This window comes from Oceanobacillus sp. GQ8 (assembly GCF_059758495.1).
In genome coordinates, this window is record NZ_JCAXEV010000001.1 from 54,874 (window position 1) to 69,424 (window position 14,551).

The following is a 14,551-nucleotide window of genomic DNA, read 5'->3' on the forward strand; positions in this document are numbered from 1 at the left end:
AGGAGGGTTTTTAGATGCAACCATTTATTGATACACTAATTTATTTTGCAATATCGGTCGTAATCGTATTAATTGGACTTATTATATTTGAAAACATGACAAGAAAATATAAAGACATGGAAGAAGTAAAGAACGGCAACCAGGCCGTTGCGTTATCCATTGCCGGAAAAATTATCGGGATTTGTATTGTATTAGCTTTTGCAATTTATCACAGCATTCAGATTCAAGAAACCATTATTTGGGGACTGTTTGGCGTTGTTCTGCAAATGATCGCGTACGGTGTGTTTGATCTGCTTACTAGAAAATTTTCTGTGGAAGAGCAGTTACTTAAGAACAACCTGGCAGTCGGCATTATTTCCATGGCTGTATCTATTGGTTTAGCATTAGTCATCGGTGCTTCTATAACCTAAAAAATATGGCGATTGTTTAAAAAGGGTTAACATGGCTTCCGACGTTCTCTGACGCGGAAGCCACATTTATTTTCATGGAAGTAAGAAGATGGAGTGATTAAAATTGAAAGATGCAGCTATGAAGAAAAGTACCATTATCTACTGGGCTTCAGGGATTGTATCCATTTGCGGTATTATATTTGAAGTCCTATTCGGCGCACTGGGGTCTTATATATTAGGAGATGGTGTAAAACAATACACCTTAACCATTTCTCTTTTTCTTACTGGTATGGGAATTGGGGCAAGTCTAAGTGAAAAAGTGATGAAAAACCTGATTATTTCCTTTATTTGGGTTGAGTTTGGGGTTGCTATAATTGGTGGCTTCTCAAGCTTTACCATGTTTGGAATCACCGCAATTGCACCTGAGGGAACAGATGCCTTCTATCTCTACTTTATCACCGCATTAGTCGGTGCATTGACAGGTTTTGAATTGCCTATACTAATAAGAAAAGCAAATGAGATAGGAGTATCACTTAATCGAAGTACAGCTAGAGTCTTATTTTCTGATTATGCCGGTGGTCTAGTTGGCGGTTTGCTATTTGTGTTCCTACTACGCCCTCAATTCGGTATGGTAAAATCAGCCTTTTTAGTTGGTTGTATTAACGTAACCGTTGCTTTGATTGTGTTATGGCTTTTTCGTAAAGAAATTCGCCATTTTATGGTGCACGCTGTCTGTGGTGTCGTTATCGCATTGTCACTTATTCTCGGACTGTTTTTTGGAGAAGAACTCGCCTTTAGTTTTGAACAGAAATTGTATAAGGATCCAATATTACATATGGAAGAAAGCAGCTATCAAAAAATTATCCTTACTCAAGATCAGAAAGACGTGCGTCTTTATTTGGACGGTTCGTTGCAGCTTAGTTCTACAGATGAATACCGTTATCATGAAACACTTGTGCATCCAGCAATGTCCTTTATAGATGAGCCTAAAAACGTGTTAATTTTAGGCGGTGGGGACGGGGTTGCTGCAAAAGAGGTATTGAAATATGATGCCTTAGAGTCGCTCACTTTAGTGGATCTTGACCCTGCTGTTGTCGAATTAGCGAATACTAATAAACAGCTATTGAAATTGAATGAAGGATCTTTAAAAGACCAAAAAGTGACAGTAAAAAACATGGATGCTTTTAAATATCTTGAAAATAGTGATGAATGGTTTGATGTTATTCTCGTTGACCTTCCAGATCCAAATAACGAAAGTTTAAACAAACTTTATACAAAGGAGTTCTATTCCTTGGCAAGAAACCACCTAACAGCAGAAGGAGCTATGATGGTACAGGCTACAAGCCCTGTTTTTGCTAGAGAGGTTTATTGGACGATTTCTGAAACGATCGCTTCTACAGGCCTAAATACAGAGAATCTTCATGTGGATGTGCCCAGCTTCGGAAATTGGGGATTTGTAATGGCGAGCAGAGAGGAAATTAATATTCAAAACCTGACAATTGAGCCCGAAACCAGGTTCCTAGAGGAAGATATGTTAGGTAGCTTAACCGAATTCGGTAAAGATGAAGACCAAGAGATTATTGGGAAGGATGGGGAGGAAACGGTGTTAAAACCAAATACTCTAATCGATCCGCATCTAATTCAAATTTATGAACGTGCTTGGGAAAATTACTAAACGGGTAAAGGAATAGAGAACTTCTTATAGAACAATAGTAGGGAGACATATTTTGAAAAGGAGCGAGATATCATGAAAGTATCTTATCATGGACATTCCGTAGTAAAAGTAGAGACCGCCTCACAGACGATCCTTTTTGATCCATTTATCTCAGGTAATGAGGCATGTGATTTAAATGCCGACACAATTAAAGCAGATGTCATTCTGCTCACACATGGCCACAATGATCATGTGGGAGACACATTTGAAATTGCCAAGCGAAGCAATGCTTTAGTCGTGGCACCTAATGAGCTTGCAGAGTACTTAGGCAATAAAGGATTGAGGACACACCCCATGCATATAGGCGGGAAGCACACTTTTGAGTTTGGCCAAGTAAAATTCACACAGGCATTCCACGGTTCTGCCTACACGCAAGAGGATGGATCAACCGTCTACACTGGTATGCCAGCTGGTATTTTATTAACAATTGATGGTAAGACCATTTATCATGTTGGTGATACAGGATTATTCTCAGACTTAAAATTAATTGGTGAAATGAACGACATAGATGTCGCATTTGTACCAATTGGTGATAACTTTACCATGGGACCAGAAGACGCATTGGTTGCAGCAAAATGGATAAACGCTAAGACAACAGTGCCAGTGCATTACAATACCTTCCCAGTGATCGAGCAAAATCCAGACACATTTGCTGAGAAAGTGAGTGTAGGAAAAGGGAAAGCAATGAAAATTGGGGATGTTTTGGAGATTTAACTAGGAGCTATAAGAAAAGCCAGGGAGCGGGTGCTCTCTGGCTATTTTAGTTGATAGGAATTTTATCTTCCACAACTTGAGTCGTTTTGGGTGATTTTTATATCGGAGTCCGGCATTTGTTTAATATCAGCATCACCTTTTACACAAATCGAACCTGCTCCATTTTTAGGAGTTATCGGTCCATCGAATGTGGCGTTGCCTTCGACTATTATTTTTGAACTATCCTGCACATGAATATCTTTATAAAAGTGAGCATCGCCTTTTATATGTATCATGGAGGTGCCTTTAAGTCTTACACTATTTAAAAGTTCTGCCTTCTTGTTGACAAAGATGGTGGACTCATTTTCTAATAATATACTGTTAGAAGTCAAGTTACCTTTGATATTGAGAGAGCTACTGGTTGTAAGAAAAACATTGCTTAGAAGCTTTCCATTATTATTTACTGTAATATGACTATTATTGTGCATTGTTAGGTTGCCTTGGGTTGAAAAATTCTCGCCTACCTCTAGTTCGCCTTTTGATGTCATTTTTAAATCCTTTTCAAAGCGAGCATCTCTTAAAATTTTTGTTCGGGAGTTTTCTTGTAGTGTGGCATTCCCTTCAGTAATTAAATGTTCTTTTATATTAAGTTCCCCAGAAGATCTTACCTCGAGGTCCCCTTTCACTTTCGCACTTTTATTAATAAATGCTTTTGAGTTGTGATTAAAGATAAATGCTTGGTCAGAAAAGAGATTATAGTCGATTGTAAAGCGTATTCCTTCAAAAATTGTTATCCCATTTGGAAACCATGCATTTCCTTGGTGAACTGTAGGAGTTAAACAGGAATTCCACTCCCCAAATGTTGATTGACTAAATTTCTTATCACCATAATAATCACAGTACTCATCTTTTTCAGGAGGTTTCCCTTCTTCGTCATTTTCTACATCATCAATATCATCGCTGTCTTTTAGTTGAATAGCTAGATTATAAGGCTCCGATTTGTTCCAAGTCGTTTCAGTTGTATATGTTTTATCGGTCTTACTTTTGACAGTTAGTTTAACCTGCATTGCTTTTGAATTATTAGCGTTTGTAAAACAACCATTTTCCTCTGTTAATTCTTGATCACCATTTGTTAAGTTCATAGAAACTACTTCTAGGTCACCGTGTCTTCCGTCATAACAAATACTACGACCTTCCGTAAACTGATTTCTCATCTCACTAAGTAAAACGTTGGTATTTTGTTTCAACGATATATTAGCACTTGCCTCTTTTTCACTGCCTAATAATTGCATTAAGACACTAGAAGATAATGTTATGACGATTGCTAATAAACCAAGTGCAGCAAGGAGTTCAACAAGTGTAAACCCTTTTTCATTATGAAGTTGTCGAAAATTCATATTTTCACATCCATTAAAATGCTATAATAGGATAAAAGTCACATGTGAGGCGTGGTTATCAGAATGGTCAAAAATTTTTTTAATAATGATCGTGGTTTTACCCTTATAGAGATTATAGCATCAATAGCGCTTCTCGCACTAGTTATTATGGTACTTCTGCCAATATTTCCACAAGTTTTTAAGTGGACTGGAAAAACGGAAAATGAACTTACTGCAAGTAATTTAGTAGGCCAAGTAGCCTATGATGTTAAAAATGATAGAGTAGAAGGTTGGTATCCTACCCCTGTCAAAGAGTGTAAAGGGGAGGAAAAGGGAATTTCATATAAGACCTACACATTAAATGATATAAATTACCAGAGTACTATAGGTCTTTGTAAAGAGGCATCTGTTAATCTGTATCGCGCAGAAATAAAGGTTTATGGGGAAAACAATAACCTTATTAGTGAGTCTTATACATATATAAAAAGTGAGGAAAAACCATGAACTTGAAAGGTGAAAGTGGCGCGGCGCTAGTCCTAACTCTTTTAATGATTACATTACTGCTCTTATTCGTAACGATGTTGTCTGGACAAGTTATTCAAACAACAAAACAAGTTACGACAACAGAAAAACGTATTGATGCAGAGTTAGTTTCGCAAATGGGGATAGATTATGTGCAATCTGTTTTAGAAACGTATGAATATAATGAGCTCCAAGATGTAATGGATTATTTGTCAACAAAATTGGATGAGTACTTGCAAATTTCAAAAACGGGAAATCCGATCCTTATACTGGATGAAGCCAGGCAGTTCGAAATTGAACTACCAGACCCTCTTCCTGAGGTTATTGAAGGAGAAGATTTAGAAGTTACCTATATAAGTATTGGTAGATCAATGGGTCAGACTATAGAAACTAACGATACTATTACGATAACATTTGAAAGGGATGAATAATTTGATCACACGTAAACGTCTTGGAGACCTGCTACGTGACGCGGGACTGGTTACAGAACAACAAATAAACGAAGCGCTTGAAAATAAAAAAAGCAATCAAAAACTTGGCGATGCCCTCCTCGAGCATGGCTTTATAACAGAAAAGCAATTGATTGAAGTCCTGGAATTCCAGCTAGGCATTCCACATGTGTCGCTATATCGATATCCAATCGATGAAAATGTCCTCCAATTCGTCACAAGGGAATCTGCTCAGCAAAACTTGATTATGCCATTGCAGATTAGTGATACGGAACTAATGGTGGCGATGAAGGATCCAATGGATTATTTTGTTATTGATGATTTGGAAATGGAAACAGGTTTTAGCATTTCTCCGGTTATTGCTGCGAAGGATGATATCCTGTTTGCGATCAATAAATACTACTACAAAAACGAACCAGAAATGATAGATAACAATAAAAATGGGGAAGCAGAAGCTCCGATTATTCAGTTGTTTGATCAGTTGCTTACAACTGCTGTTCAGTTAAAGGCGAGTGATATACATATCGATCCACAGGAAGCAGCCGTTCAAGTCCGTTATCGAATTGATGGAAAGCTACAAACAGAAAAGGTTGTTGCCAAGCAGATGCAGAATGCCTTGATTGCACGAATTAAAATTTTGGCAGACTTAAATATTACGCAGACAAGGCTGCCGCAGGACGGAAGAATTAGAACGACGGTTGGTTTAACACCAGTTGACCTACGAATCTCTTGTTTACCAACAGTGTACGGAGAAAAGGTTGTTATTCGAATACTGGATTTAAATCAAGCATTAAAGAAAGTTAATGAGTTAGACTTCTCGCAAAGCAATCTCAAAAAATATGAAGATTTAATAAGCCGTCCTTCAGGTCTTGTGCTCTTAACAGGTCCTACAGGTTCTGGGAAAACTTCCACATTGTATGCAGCACTTCATCAACTGAATTCAGAAGCGGTTAATATCGTGACAGTAGAAGACCCTGTGGAGTATCAATTAGAAGGAATTAATCAGGTACAGGTGAACAGTTCTGTTGGATTATCTTTCTCAAATGGCTTGCGTTCCATTTTACGACAGGACCCCAATGTAATCATGGTAGGGGAAATTCGCGACCAGGAAACAGCAGAAATCGCAATCCGCGCTTCCCTAACAGGTCACCTTGTTTTTAGTACCCTTCACACCAATAGTGCAGTGGATGCGATTCCGCGTTTAATAGACATGGGAATTGAACCATATTTAGTTGTGTCCTCCTTATCTGGTGTCGTAGCCCAAAGGCTTGTTCGCAAGCTTTGTAGAGATTGTTTAATAGAGCGGCCTGCAACAGATATGGAAAAAGAGATCTTTGAAAACAATGGAATGAGCGTAGAACACGTCTATGATAGTGAAGGTTGTTCCGTTTGTCACCAACGTGGTTATCGTGGAAGAATTGCAGTTCAAGAGGTACTAGTAATCGATGATGCGATTCGCGGAATGCTATTGAATAATGGCTCTATGGCTGACATAAGAGCCTATATGAAAACTCAGGGAACAGCATTCCTGATGCAGGATGGACTTGAAAAAATTAAAGCTGGAAAGACGTCAATGGAAGAGATTATGCAAGTTTCCATTCGATTGTAGGGGGGGATAGAATGCGTGACATAATTGAACAATTGCTTACAGAAGCATATAACAACAATGCATCAGATATGCATTTAACAATTGGTAAAGCCCCCGTATTCCGAATAAATGGCAAGCTCGTCGAGCAGGACAAGCCCCGGTTAAAACCAACAGAAACGAAGCAAATTGTACAATCTATTTTACCGGAAACTTTATGGGAAACGTTAGAGACGACGAGAGAGTTAGATTTTTCTTATGGTATTCAAGGAGTTTCCAGATTTCGGATAAATGCGTTTTATCAGCGCGGTGAATTATCGTTAGCAATTCGTATTATTCCGAACCGTATACCATCAATTGAGGAACTGAACCTTCCTTTGGTAACAAAGGAAATTGTACAGGAACCACAAGGACTTGTTCTGGTTACGGGGCCGACAGGAAGTGGAAAAAGCACGACACTTGCTTCCATGATTGATTACATTAATCAGACGATGCAAAAACATATTATCACATTAGAAGATCCGATTGAATATATGCATACTCATAATCAATCAATCATTGATCAACGTGAGGTTGGATTTGATACAAAGAGTTTTGTAAATGGCTTAAGAGCTAGCTTAAGGCAGGATCCCGATATCATTTTACTTGGAGAGATGCGTGACCTCGAAACGATCTCTACAGCTATAACAGCGGCGGAGACGGGTCATCTCGTTCTTGGAACGCTACACACAACAGATGCCGTTTCTACAATTGAGCGGATTATTGATGTGTTTCCACCAGCTCAGCAAACGCAAATACGTATTCAACTATCAACGATTTTAAAAGCGGTAATTTCTCAGCGTCTATTGGTCACAAAGGATTATACAGGAAGAAGGGCAGCAACAGAGGTACTTCGAAATACTTCCGCTGTAAAGAACCTTATTCGAAATGAAAAATTACATCAAATCCAAAATGTATTACAAACTTCAAGGGATCATGGAATGCATACATTGGATATGGAATTGAAGCGACTTCTGCAAGAAGACCAGATTTCCATGGAAGCAGCAGCACCGTTTATGCAAGGAAGGAGCTCCTAGTATGGACTTTCAATATGTCGGCAAACGGATGTCGGGTGAGCGAATTAAAGGAAAAATTGATGCCGATTCAAAACATCGAGCTCTTAGCGAATTAGAAAAACAAGGACTATTAATTACACGAATTGAAGAAACGAAACCATGGAATAAAGATATTATTTTGAATAAGCGTGTTAAAAACAAAGACTTTGTTCTGTTCCTGAGACAATATTCTACACTGATTCATGCTGGGATTACCATAACGGATGCGACAGATACGATGTCAAAACAAACCGATAATTATGCACTTCGTTCAGCCCTAGATGATATGCTAAAACAGTTAGAGCAGGGTGTCTCGCTATCTACTGCAGCGGAAAAACAATCCAATGTTTTTCCTGAACTACTTGTAAATATGATTCATGCTGGAGAAGTAAGTGGGAAACTAGATGAAATTCTAAGCCAAATGGCTGATTATTACGAGAAAGAATATCGCAACAAGCAGAAAGTCGTCTCCGCATTGCTTTATCCAAGTGTGGTAGGTGTCATTACATTATTTTTAAGTGTGTTTTTACTAGTATTTATTGTGCCGCAATTTGTTACAATGTTTCATTCGTTTGGAGAAGAAATACCGCCGTACACGCAATTTATTTTAAGTCTTAGTGACTGGCTTGGCGTTTATTGGTGGAGCATTGCTCTCCTTATAGTATTACTAGTTTTTCTCGGCAAATATATGTTACGATATGATAGTTTTCGCTTTCGTTTAGATACATACAAGCTACGTTTTCCTTTTCTTGGCGTTCTTGCGCATAAGGGAGCGCTGGTCCGGATGACGCAAACATTAAGTACATTGGTTAACAGCGCAGTTCCCATATTAGAAGCAGTGGGGATAACAGAAAAAGTCGTTGGGAACAAAGTGATACAAGAGGTACTGCATGATTCTAGGGAAAGCCTAAGTGAAGGTGAGTCGATCACAAAACCAATGAAAAACCACTGGGTGATTCCCCCACTAATTATTCAAATGATGCAAATTGGTGAAAAAACAGGAACGTTGGATCAAATGCTAGCAAAAGCGGCTTCTTTCTATGAAGAAGAAGTAGAACAATTATCAAATAGGATTAAAACGTTAATAGAGCCGCTTATGATTATTGTTCTTACGTTCATTGTAGGTGGTATCATAACCGCTGTTGTTATACCAATGTTTTCTATGTTCGAAAATTTACAATAAAAGTGTGGTAAATTGTAATTTTATATAATATAATAGTACTAGGTAAATAGACGGATGCTATGAAGGGTTATCTCTATTTGGGCACTTTGATAATCCGGAGCAAGTAGTGCAACCGACCTGACTGTGTTACTAAATATACATATTTAGAGAGGCGGGGATTTTTATGCTTACACGCATGAAAAAAATGTTGAAAAAAGAAAAAGGATTTACGTTGGTAGAGCTTTTAGCAGTTATTGCAATTTTAGCTATTATTGTTGCTATTGCGGTTCCTACGATTGGGAATGTTATTGATAATTCAAAAGCCGAAGCTACAATAGCGAATCAAGAGTTGGTTGAAAATGCTGCAAGGCTTGCTGATGTTTCGGGCGTTGGACCAGCTGATGCTGAAGCTGGTTATACAATGAAAGAGCTAGTAGATGCAGGATTCTTAGACGTTGATCTTGGAGATTTTGAACTTAAAGGTAATGTGAAAGTTACAACAAGCGATGATGGTGGAAAAACTTTTAAATACGAGTAATTAATATAACTAATATACACTAATGCAACGCCCTTGCCCCAAAGCAGGGCGTTTTCTTCAATTATAAACATCTTTAACATGAAGGAGTACATAAATGGAAAGTGTCATGATTTTATTGTTTTTCGCTTTAGGCTTGCTCTTTGGGTCTTTTTTTAATGTGGTCGGACTGCGGGTTCCAAAGAAAATTCCTTTTGCGAATGACCGCTCCAGGTGCCCCAACTGTGACCATCAATTGGCGTGGTATGATAATATACCGCTTTTATCATTCGCCATACAGCGGGGTAAATGCCGATACTGCGGTAAACCAATTTCTTCCATTTATCCAGTTGTTGAGGCACTGACAGGCGTGCTTTTTGCACTTAGTTACATACAACTTGGACTGCACAAGGAAATCGTTACAGCATTGTTGCTCGTTTCTTTGCTTATGATCATCCTTGTGTCAGATCTTGCTTACATGCTTATACCCAATAAGGTTTTATTATTTTTCTTGCCGTTCCTCGCTATTATGCGTTTTCTTGAACCTCTGGAACCGTGGTGGAGCAGTCTAGTAGGAGCCATTGCGGGTGTGGTAATTATTGCTCTTGTTATTATGATTAGCAGGGGTGGTATGGGCGCAGGGGATATGAAGCTTTTTGGTGTACTAGGGATTGTGCTTGGGTTACAAGGCACTCTTCTAGCTTTCTTTCTTTCCTGTATCATTGGAGCAATAGTGGGACTGCTGTTAATCGTGCTAAAAGTAATCGACCGAAAGCAGCCGGTTCCCTTTGGGCCGTATATCGTGCTCGCTTCCCTGATAACATACTTCTATGGTGAGAGATTAATAGACTGGTATATTACAATACTCTAATAAGGGCGTGACAGCATGGGATTGATGTCTAATGGCAGGGTTAATATCGTGATTACGAACCGAAAATTACGGTATACCTATCATAAAAGCAATAAGATGGAAGGGTTGCAAGAACACGGAGAGCTAGAGCTTCCTCCATCTGTCTTAGAAGAAGGCAAGATAATTGATAAAGCTTTATTTTCTGAGCTCATCAGACAGCTTGTGCATGAGCATAAATGGAAAAGAAAAAAGCTTTTATTTGCGGTCCCTGATGACACGGTAGTAATCAGGCAATTAGAAGTGCCAGCAGCTTTATCAAGAGAAGAAGCGAAAGGCTATATCGAGACACAGCTGGGGAATAGTATTTATTTACCATTTTCCAATCCTGCTATCGCGATAGATTTTCTTGAAAAACTGGATGACAAGCAACATGTTTTACTGTTTGCTTATCCAAAAGAAAAGATAACGGATTATGTTGATGTCTTTGAACAGCAAGGACTGCGTCCCGTGGTGGCAGATTTGACCTCCTTGTCTGTATATCGGTATTACATGGCCACAAGGCAGGAAACAACACAACACCATATCCTTCTCGTTCACTGGAATGAAGATGCGCTTGTATTAACGGCCTTCAAAGAAAACAAGCCTGTATTTACAAGAAACATGAAAGTGGAACAAGTAACAGAGGAAGTAGATATTGAGCGAACTATTGATGAGTATTTAATTGAAATAAATCGCATCATTGATTTCTATCAATATTCCATCACAAAAGGGAATGGCCAAATAGAACTTCTTTTATTATCTGGTGATTATCCTGGTTTACCAATATTGAAACAACGATTTACAGAGTCAATCATAGTGGTAGAGGATTTTACAAATGGCGAGCTACCTTCAAAATACACAGACGTTCTTGGTCTGGCAATGAAAAATGAGGTTTAAGCAACATGACTACGGAAATTAATTTTATTAAAAAGCAACCAAATAAGAAGCTTTTCCTAATGCTTTCTGCAGGTGTGTTCTTTTTTGTTGCCTGTTGTGTATTGACCGTTTTATTATTCCAGAAAAATAGCGTGGAGAAAGAAATTTCTGCTTCTGAAACCTATCTAACAGAGTTGGAGATTAAAATTGCGGAGCAGAAACAAGACACTGCGGGTACAAGAGAAATGGAACAACTGCTTGATGAGATACAAGGAATTAAAGGAGAAGCCACGCCTGTAATACCTCTCTTTCATGTTGTGTACGGATTATTTGGTGATGCCGAACAACTAGTAAGCTATGAAAATGTTTCTGCAAATTCATTTGTTGTGACAGCAAGTTATCCAAGTATGGACGATGTGGCAAAGTTTATCGCTGAGGTGTCAGATTTAGCGTATGTGTCAGAGGTACAGTTAACGAGTGTTATCACAATGGAAGAAAACTATGAAGCTGTGTTAACTGTTCAATTGCAAGAAGAAACTCTAATGGAGGAGTTGGGCACACATGATGAAGTCCTTGAATAAAAAGCATATATTTGTGTTGGTCGGCTCGCTAATTGTACTCGGTCTCGTATATTTATTAGGATATCAACTTATGGTGAAACCACAGAAAAGTGAAGCGGATAGTCTACATAGCCAGGTATCCATGTTTGAAAAACAAGTTACTGCCAGCAACGGTGAAATGGAAGAAGATGTAACCGAGGATTACACGACTATTACTCAGTTGGTTCCTGATCATTTAGCAATGGATTCCTTATTACGCGAGATACAGAAGTTAGCAAATTCAAATGACATACGTATTGATTATATAGGTGCAATGAACGGAAATACGGAAGATACCGACGTTACTGAAGAAGAAACAACAGGAGTTGAAGAAGCAACCTATACGATGGAAGTTACTGGTGGAAGTGTGGAGAAAGTAAATCAGTTCTTAGATGCCTTACTTGAAGGGGAAAGATTAATTACAATTGAAACATTAAATTTGAACCAGGACGGGGATTCGTTATTTGCATCCATTTCCTTTTCTACTTACTATGCGGAATAGCCTTACAGAGGGCTATTTTTTTTAGCTTTTTTTCACCTCTACATCTCTGTTTGATCAAGTTCTGTTTTGTGGTATTTTTTCATACATTGGTCAATAGGAGGAGATATTATGCGAAACTATGCTATTTTAAGATTATTGTTAGCGGGATTTTTGCTATATTTTGCTTGGCCAGTAATTCCTTATGCAAACACGACAGTAGAAATGGTGTTTTGGGGAGGATGGCTCGGCTTTCTGTTCTTAGTTGTTGGAGCTAACTTTGCAACGTTTTTACAAATGACCAAACCACCAATTATGGAACAGCAAGAATTAGATCGGCGCAAGTCCCATAATTATTGAGTTTCACTATGAACAACTGTATAATAAAAGTTAAATATCGTACTAGTACAGTTGAAAGTTGGTGGGACACCATTGGCAACGAAACATGAGCAAATTATTCAGCATATCCTGTCCCTATCTGTTGGCCATAAAATTTCAGTAAGGCAAATTGCAAAAGAACTAGGTGTAAGTGATGGGACAGCATATCGTGCAATTAAAGAAGCAGAGAATCAGGGGATCGTTAGTACCATAGAACGTGTGGGGACCATTCGAATCGAAAGAAAAAACAGAGAGAACTTCGAGAGGCTTTCCTTTGCAGAGGTAATTAATATTATTGATGGACAAGTTCTTGGTGGAAAGACAGGACTCCACAAAACATTAAATAAATTTGTGATCGGCGCTATGCAGCTTGACGCCATGATGCGCTATACAGAGGCCAACTCCCTATTAATTATCGGGAATCGTGTCGAAGCGCATGAATTGGCATTAAATGAAGGTGCTGCAGTATTGATTACCGGTGGATTTGATACAGAGGAACATATAAAGCGACTAGCAGATGAAAAAGAATTGCCGATCATTTCCACAAGTTACGACACATTCACTGTAGCTGCCATGATTAATCGGGCCATATATGACCAACTAATCAAAAAGGAAATTGTTTTTGTTGGGGATATTTTCACTCCTTATGAAGCCTCTTGGTTTTTGCATGCCGGGGACACAGTTGGCGAATGGTATGAGTTAAATGAACAATCGGGCCATACGAGATTTCCGGTTATCGATGATAGCAATAGGGTATTAGGAATGGTTACTTCAAAAGATGTGGTAGCCAAAGAAGCTAGTCTGTTAATCGATAAGGTTATGAGCAAGAACCCCCAGGTCGTCCAGGCGAAAACGTCACTAGCTTCTGTTGCGCATATGATGGTATGGGAAGGCATCGAAGTCGTTCCGGTAGTTGACCAAGCCTCTCGTTTACAAGGGGTTATCTCCAGGCAGGACGTCCTAAAAGCCCTACAGCAAATTCAGCGGCAACCACAGGTTGGAGAGACCATTGACGATATTGTGTCACGATCGTTAATTGATTCTGAGGACGATAAACCGGTGTACCATGCAGATGTAACTCCGCAAATGACGAATCAACTTGGAACGCTCTCCAATGGAGTGTTTACTTCTTTAATCACAGAAGCGAGCAGTCGACTGTTAATGCATTATAAAAAAGGTGATTTAGTGGTTGAAAATCTCACCGTATATTTTTTAAAACCGATGCAAATTGATAGTAAGCTTGTGATTAAACCAAAGTTGTTAGAAGCAGGCAGAATGTATGCGAAAATAGAAGTGGAAGTATACAACGAACGAAAAATTACAGGAAAAGGCTTAATTATGGCCCAATTGATTGATCGTTAGTAAAGTCCAAATTAAAAAGCTGACTTTATTCGTCAGCTTTATAACCTGCAGGATGTAACCGCCTGTATTCATTTTTATAATGTCTTGCTTCCTTAAATCCAGTGTAAAGTTGAAACCCGCCTAGGACGAAAAATAAGATACCGATAAAAAGAGATAATTGAGTTTGATAATACACATATTGATTAACGCCAAAGAATAACACGAAGCTACCTAGGCACATACGGGATCGTGCGTTAAAATAAACCTGTGTGAGACGGTCCTTTGTTTTTAAGATCGCAACCTTGTAGTACACATAGAACACAACGGATAGGATGATAAGAACCGGGAAAATAAACATGAAATCACTCCTAGAAAGTATGTATACGGATAAACCGTTTTACTTGATATAATGCGACTAAACCAGATCCAGCCCGGTGGACTGACAGATGCATCTTTATTTATTGTAACTTTTTTGTATCGGTTTAGCCAGAA

At 38.7% G+C, this 14,551-nt stretch carries 17 protein-coding genes and 1 riboswitch; of the genes, 15 read left to right on the forward strand and 2 right to left on the reverse strand.

What is annotated here, in order from left to right; genetic code table 11:
- Positions 1-14: 14 nt before the first annotated feature.
- The 3 genes from AC6CHS_RS00280 to AC6CHS_RS00290 all read left to right on the forward strand — a co-directional run bounded on the left by AC6CHS_RS00280 (position 15) and on the right by AC6CHS_RS00290 (position 2,817).
- Positions 15-410, forward strand: a complete 396-nt coding sequence (locus AC6CHS_RS00280; RefSeq protein ID WP_058951063.1) for a DUF350 domain-containing protein — start codon at positions 15-17, stop codon at positions 408-410.
- A gap of 118 nt (positions 411-528) precedes the next feature.
- Entirely contained in the window at positions 529-2,064 is a 1,536-nt protein-coding gene (locus AC6CHS_RS00285) for a polyamine aminopropyltransferase (RefSeq protein ID WP_498234524.1), read from the forward strand.
- Positions 2,065-2,136: 72 nt separating this feature from the next.
- Positions 2,137-2,817 carry a metal-dependent hydrolase gene (locus tag AC6CHS_RS00290; RefSeq protein ID WP_498233508.1) on the forward strand — a complete coding sequence of 227 codons (681 nt, stop codon included), beginning with the start codon at positions 2,137-2,139 and terminating at the stop codon, positions 2,815-2,817.
- Positions 2,818-2,879: 62 nt separating this feature from the next.
- On the opposite strand, the gene AC6CHS_RS00295 is transcribed toward AC6CHS_RS00290, so the two are convergent.
- Complete coding sequence (locus AC6CHS_RS00295) at positions 2,880-4,193, reverse strand: prepilin-type N-terminal cleavage/methylation domain-containing protein (protein WP_498233509.1); 1,314 nt, start codon at positions 4,191-4,193, stop codon at positions 2,880-2,882.
- A 63-nt stretch (positions 4,194-4,256) separates the two neighbouring features.
- Between AC6CHS_RS00295 and AC6CHS_RS00300 the strand changes: the two genes are divergently transcribed.
- The 12 genes from AC6CHS_RS00300 to AC6CHS_RS00355 all read left to right on the forward strand — a co-directional run bounded on the left by AC6CHS_RS00300 (position 4,257) and on the right by AC6CHS_RS00355 (position 14,080).
- On the forward strand, positions 4,257-4,676 hold the full coding sequence (locus AC6CHS_RS00300) for a type II secretion system protein (protein ID WP_498233510.1): 420 nt from the start codon (positions 4,257-4,259) through the stop codon (positions 4,674-4,676).
- On the forward strand, positions 4,673-5,125 hold the full coding sequence (locus tag AC6CHS_RS00305) for a hypothetical protein (protein WP_498233511.1): 453 nt from the start codon (positions 4,673-4,675) through the stop codon (positions 5,123-5,125). Before AC6CHS_RS00300 ends, AC6CHS_RS00305 begins: the two co-directional genes overlap by 4 nt.
- Positions 5,118-6,752, forward strand: coding sequence for a GspE/PulE family protein (locus tag AC6CHS_RS00310; protein ID WP_498233512.1), 1,635 nt, complete (start codon positions 5,118-5,120; stop codon positions 6,750-6,752). Before AC6CHS_RS00305 ends, AC6CHS_RS00310 begins: the two co-directional genes overlap by 8 nt.
- A gap of 11 nt (positions 6,753-6,763) precedes the next feature.
- Positions 6,764-7,804 carry a type IV pilus twitching motility protein PilT gene (locus AC6CHS_RS00315; protein ID WP_498233513.1) on the forward strand — a complete coding sequence of 347 codons (1,041 nt, stop codon included), beginning with the start codon at positions 6,764-6,766 and terminating at the stop codon, positions 7,802-7,804.
- Between the two features lies 1 nt (position 7,805).
- Entirely contained in the window at positions 7,806-9,005 is a 1,200-nt protein-coding gene (locus AC6CHS_RS00320) for a type II secretion system F family protein (protein WP_498233514.1), read from the forward strand.
- Between the two features lie 44 nt (positions 9,006-9,049).
- A riboswitch (cyclic di-GMP riboswitch) is annotated at positions 9,050-9,132 on the forward strand.
- Positions 9,133-9,180: 48 nt separating this feature from the next.
- On the forward strand, positions 9,181-9,522 hold the full coding sequence (locus tag AC6CHS_RS00325; protein WP_498233515.1) for a prepilin-type N-terminal cleavage/methylation domain-containing protein: 342 nt from the start codon (positions 9,181-9,183) through the stop codon (positions 9,520-9,522).
- A gap of 94 nt (positions 9,523-9,616) precedes the next feature.
- A complete protein-coding gene (locus tag AC6CHS_RS00330) occupies positions 9,617-10,369 on the forward strand; it encodes a prepilin peptidase (protein ID WP_498233516.1) in 753 nt (250 codons plus the stop codon).
- Positions 10,370-10,384: 15 nt separating this feature from the next.
- Complete coding sequence (pilM, locus tag AC6CHS_RS00335) at positions 10,385-11,284, forward strand: type IV pilus biogenesis protein PilM (RefSeq protein WP_498233517.1); 900 nt, start codon at positions 10,385-10,387, stop codon at positions 11,282-11,284.
- Between the two features lie 5 nt (positions 11,285-11,289).
- A complete protein-coding gene (locus AC6CHS_RS00340; RefSeq protein WP_498233518.1) occupies positions 11,290-11,844 on the forward strand; it encodes a hypothetical protein in 555 nt (184 codons plus the stop codon).
- The gene (locus AC6CHS_RS00345; protein ID WP_498233519.1) at positions 11,825-12,364 is read left to right on the forward strand and encodes a hypothetical protein; all 540 of its coding nucleotides are present in this window, start codon (positions 11,825-11,827) and stop codon (positions 12,362-12,364) included. The genes AC6CHS_RS00340 and AC6CHS_RS00345 overlap by 20 nt, the downstream gene beginning before the upstream one ends.
- 108 nt (positions 12,365-12,472) lie before the next feature.
- Positions 12,473-12,700 (forward strand): hypothetical protein, encoded by a 228-nt coding sequence (locus tag AC6CHS_RS00350; RefSeq protein WP_379549407.1) that lies wholly within the window; start codon positions 12,473-12,475, stop codon positions 12,698-12,700.
- Between the two features lie 72 nt (positions 12,701-12,772).
- A complete protein-coding gene (locus tag AC6CHS_RS00355) occupies positions 12,773-14,080 on the forward strand; it encodes a DRTGG domain-containing protein (RefSeq protein ID WP_498233520.1) in 1,308 nt (435 codons plus the stop codon).
- A gap of 25 nt (positions 14,081-14,105) precedes the next feature.
- Here the strand turns inward: AC6CHS_RS00355 and AC6CHS_RS00360 are convergent, their stop codons facing one another.
- A complete protein-coding gene (locus AC6CHS_RS00360; RefSeq protein WP_498233521.1) occupies positions 14,106-14,417 on the reverse strand; it encodes a YtpI family protein in 312 nt (103 codons plus the stop codon).
- Positions 14,418-14,551 lie beyond the last annotated feature (134 nt).

What these genes read in the sequence shown, in the direction of transcription:
- AC6CHS_RS00350 (WP_379549407.1), top strand. Translation starts at nt 12,473, where the DNA reads ATGCGAAACTATGCTATTTTAAGATTATTGTTAGCGGGATTTTTGCTA.
- AC6CHS_RS00300 (WP_498233510.1), top strand. Translation starts at nt 4,257, where the DNA reads ATGGTCAAAAATTTTTTTAATAATGATCGTGGTTTTACCCTTATAGAG.
- AC6CHS_RS00360 (WP_498233521.1), bottom strand. Translation starts at nt 14,417, where the DNA reads ATGTTTATTTTCCCGGTTCTTATCATCCTATCCGTTGTGTTCTATGTG.
- AC6CHS_RS00325 (WP_498233515.1), top strand. Translation starts at nt 9,181, where the DNA reads ATGAAAAAAATGTTGAAAAAAGAAAAAGGATTTACGTTGGTAGAGCTT.
- AC6CHS_RS00340 (WP_498233518.1), top strand. Translation starts at nt 11,290, where the DNA reads ATGACTACGGAAATTAATTTTATTAAAAAGCAACCAAATAAGAAGCTT.
- AC6CHS_RS00315 (WP_498233513.1), top strand. Translation starts at nt 6,764, where the DNA reads ATGCGTGACATAATTGAACAATTGCTTACAGAAGCATATAACAACAAT.
- AC6CHS_RS00345 (WP_498233519.1), top strand. Translation starts at nt 11,825, where the DNA reads ATGATGAAGTCCTTGAATAAAAAGCATATATTTGTGTTGGTCGGCTCG.
- AC6CHS_RS00305 (WP_498233511.1), top strand. Translation starts at nt 4,673, where the DNA reads ATGAACTTGAAAGGTGAAAGTGGCGCGGCGCTAGTCCTAACTCTTTTA.
- AC6CHS_RS00285 (WP_498234524.1), top strand. Translation starts at nt 529, where the DNA reads ATGAAGAAAAGTACCATTATCTACTGGGCTTCAGGGATTGTATCCATT.
- AC6CHS_RS00295 (WP_498233509.1), bottom strand. Translation starts at nt 4,193, where the DNA reads ATGAATTTTCGACAACTTCATAATGAAAAAGGGTTTACACTTGTTGAA.
- AC6CHS_RS00310 (WP_498233512.1), top strand. Translation starts at nt 5,118, where the DNA reads ATGAATAATTTGATCACACGTAAACGTCTTGGAGACCTGCTACGTGAC.
- pilM (WP_498233517.1), top strand. Translation starts at nt 10,385, where the DNA reads ATGGGATTGATGTCTAATGGCAGGGTTAATATCGTGATTACGAACCGA.
- AC6CHS_RS00330 (WP_498233516.1), top strand. Translation starts at nt 9,617, where the DNA reads ATGGAAAGTGTCATGATTTTATTGTTTTTCGCTTTAGGCTTGCTCTTT.
- AC6CHS_RS00290 (WP_498233508.1), top strand. Translation starts at nt 2,137, where the DNA reads ATGAAAGTATCTTATCATGGACATTCCGTAGTAAAAGTAGAGACCGCC.
- AC6CHS_RS00280 (WP_058951063.1), top strand. Translation starts at nt 15, where the DNA reads ATGCAACCATTTATTGATACACTAATTTATTTTGCAATATCGGTCGTA.
- AC6CHS_RS00320 (WP_498233514.1), top strand. Translation starts at nt 7,806, where the DNA reads ATGGACTTTCAATATGTCGGCAAACGGATGTCGGGTGAGCGAATTAAA.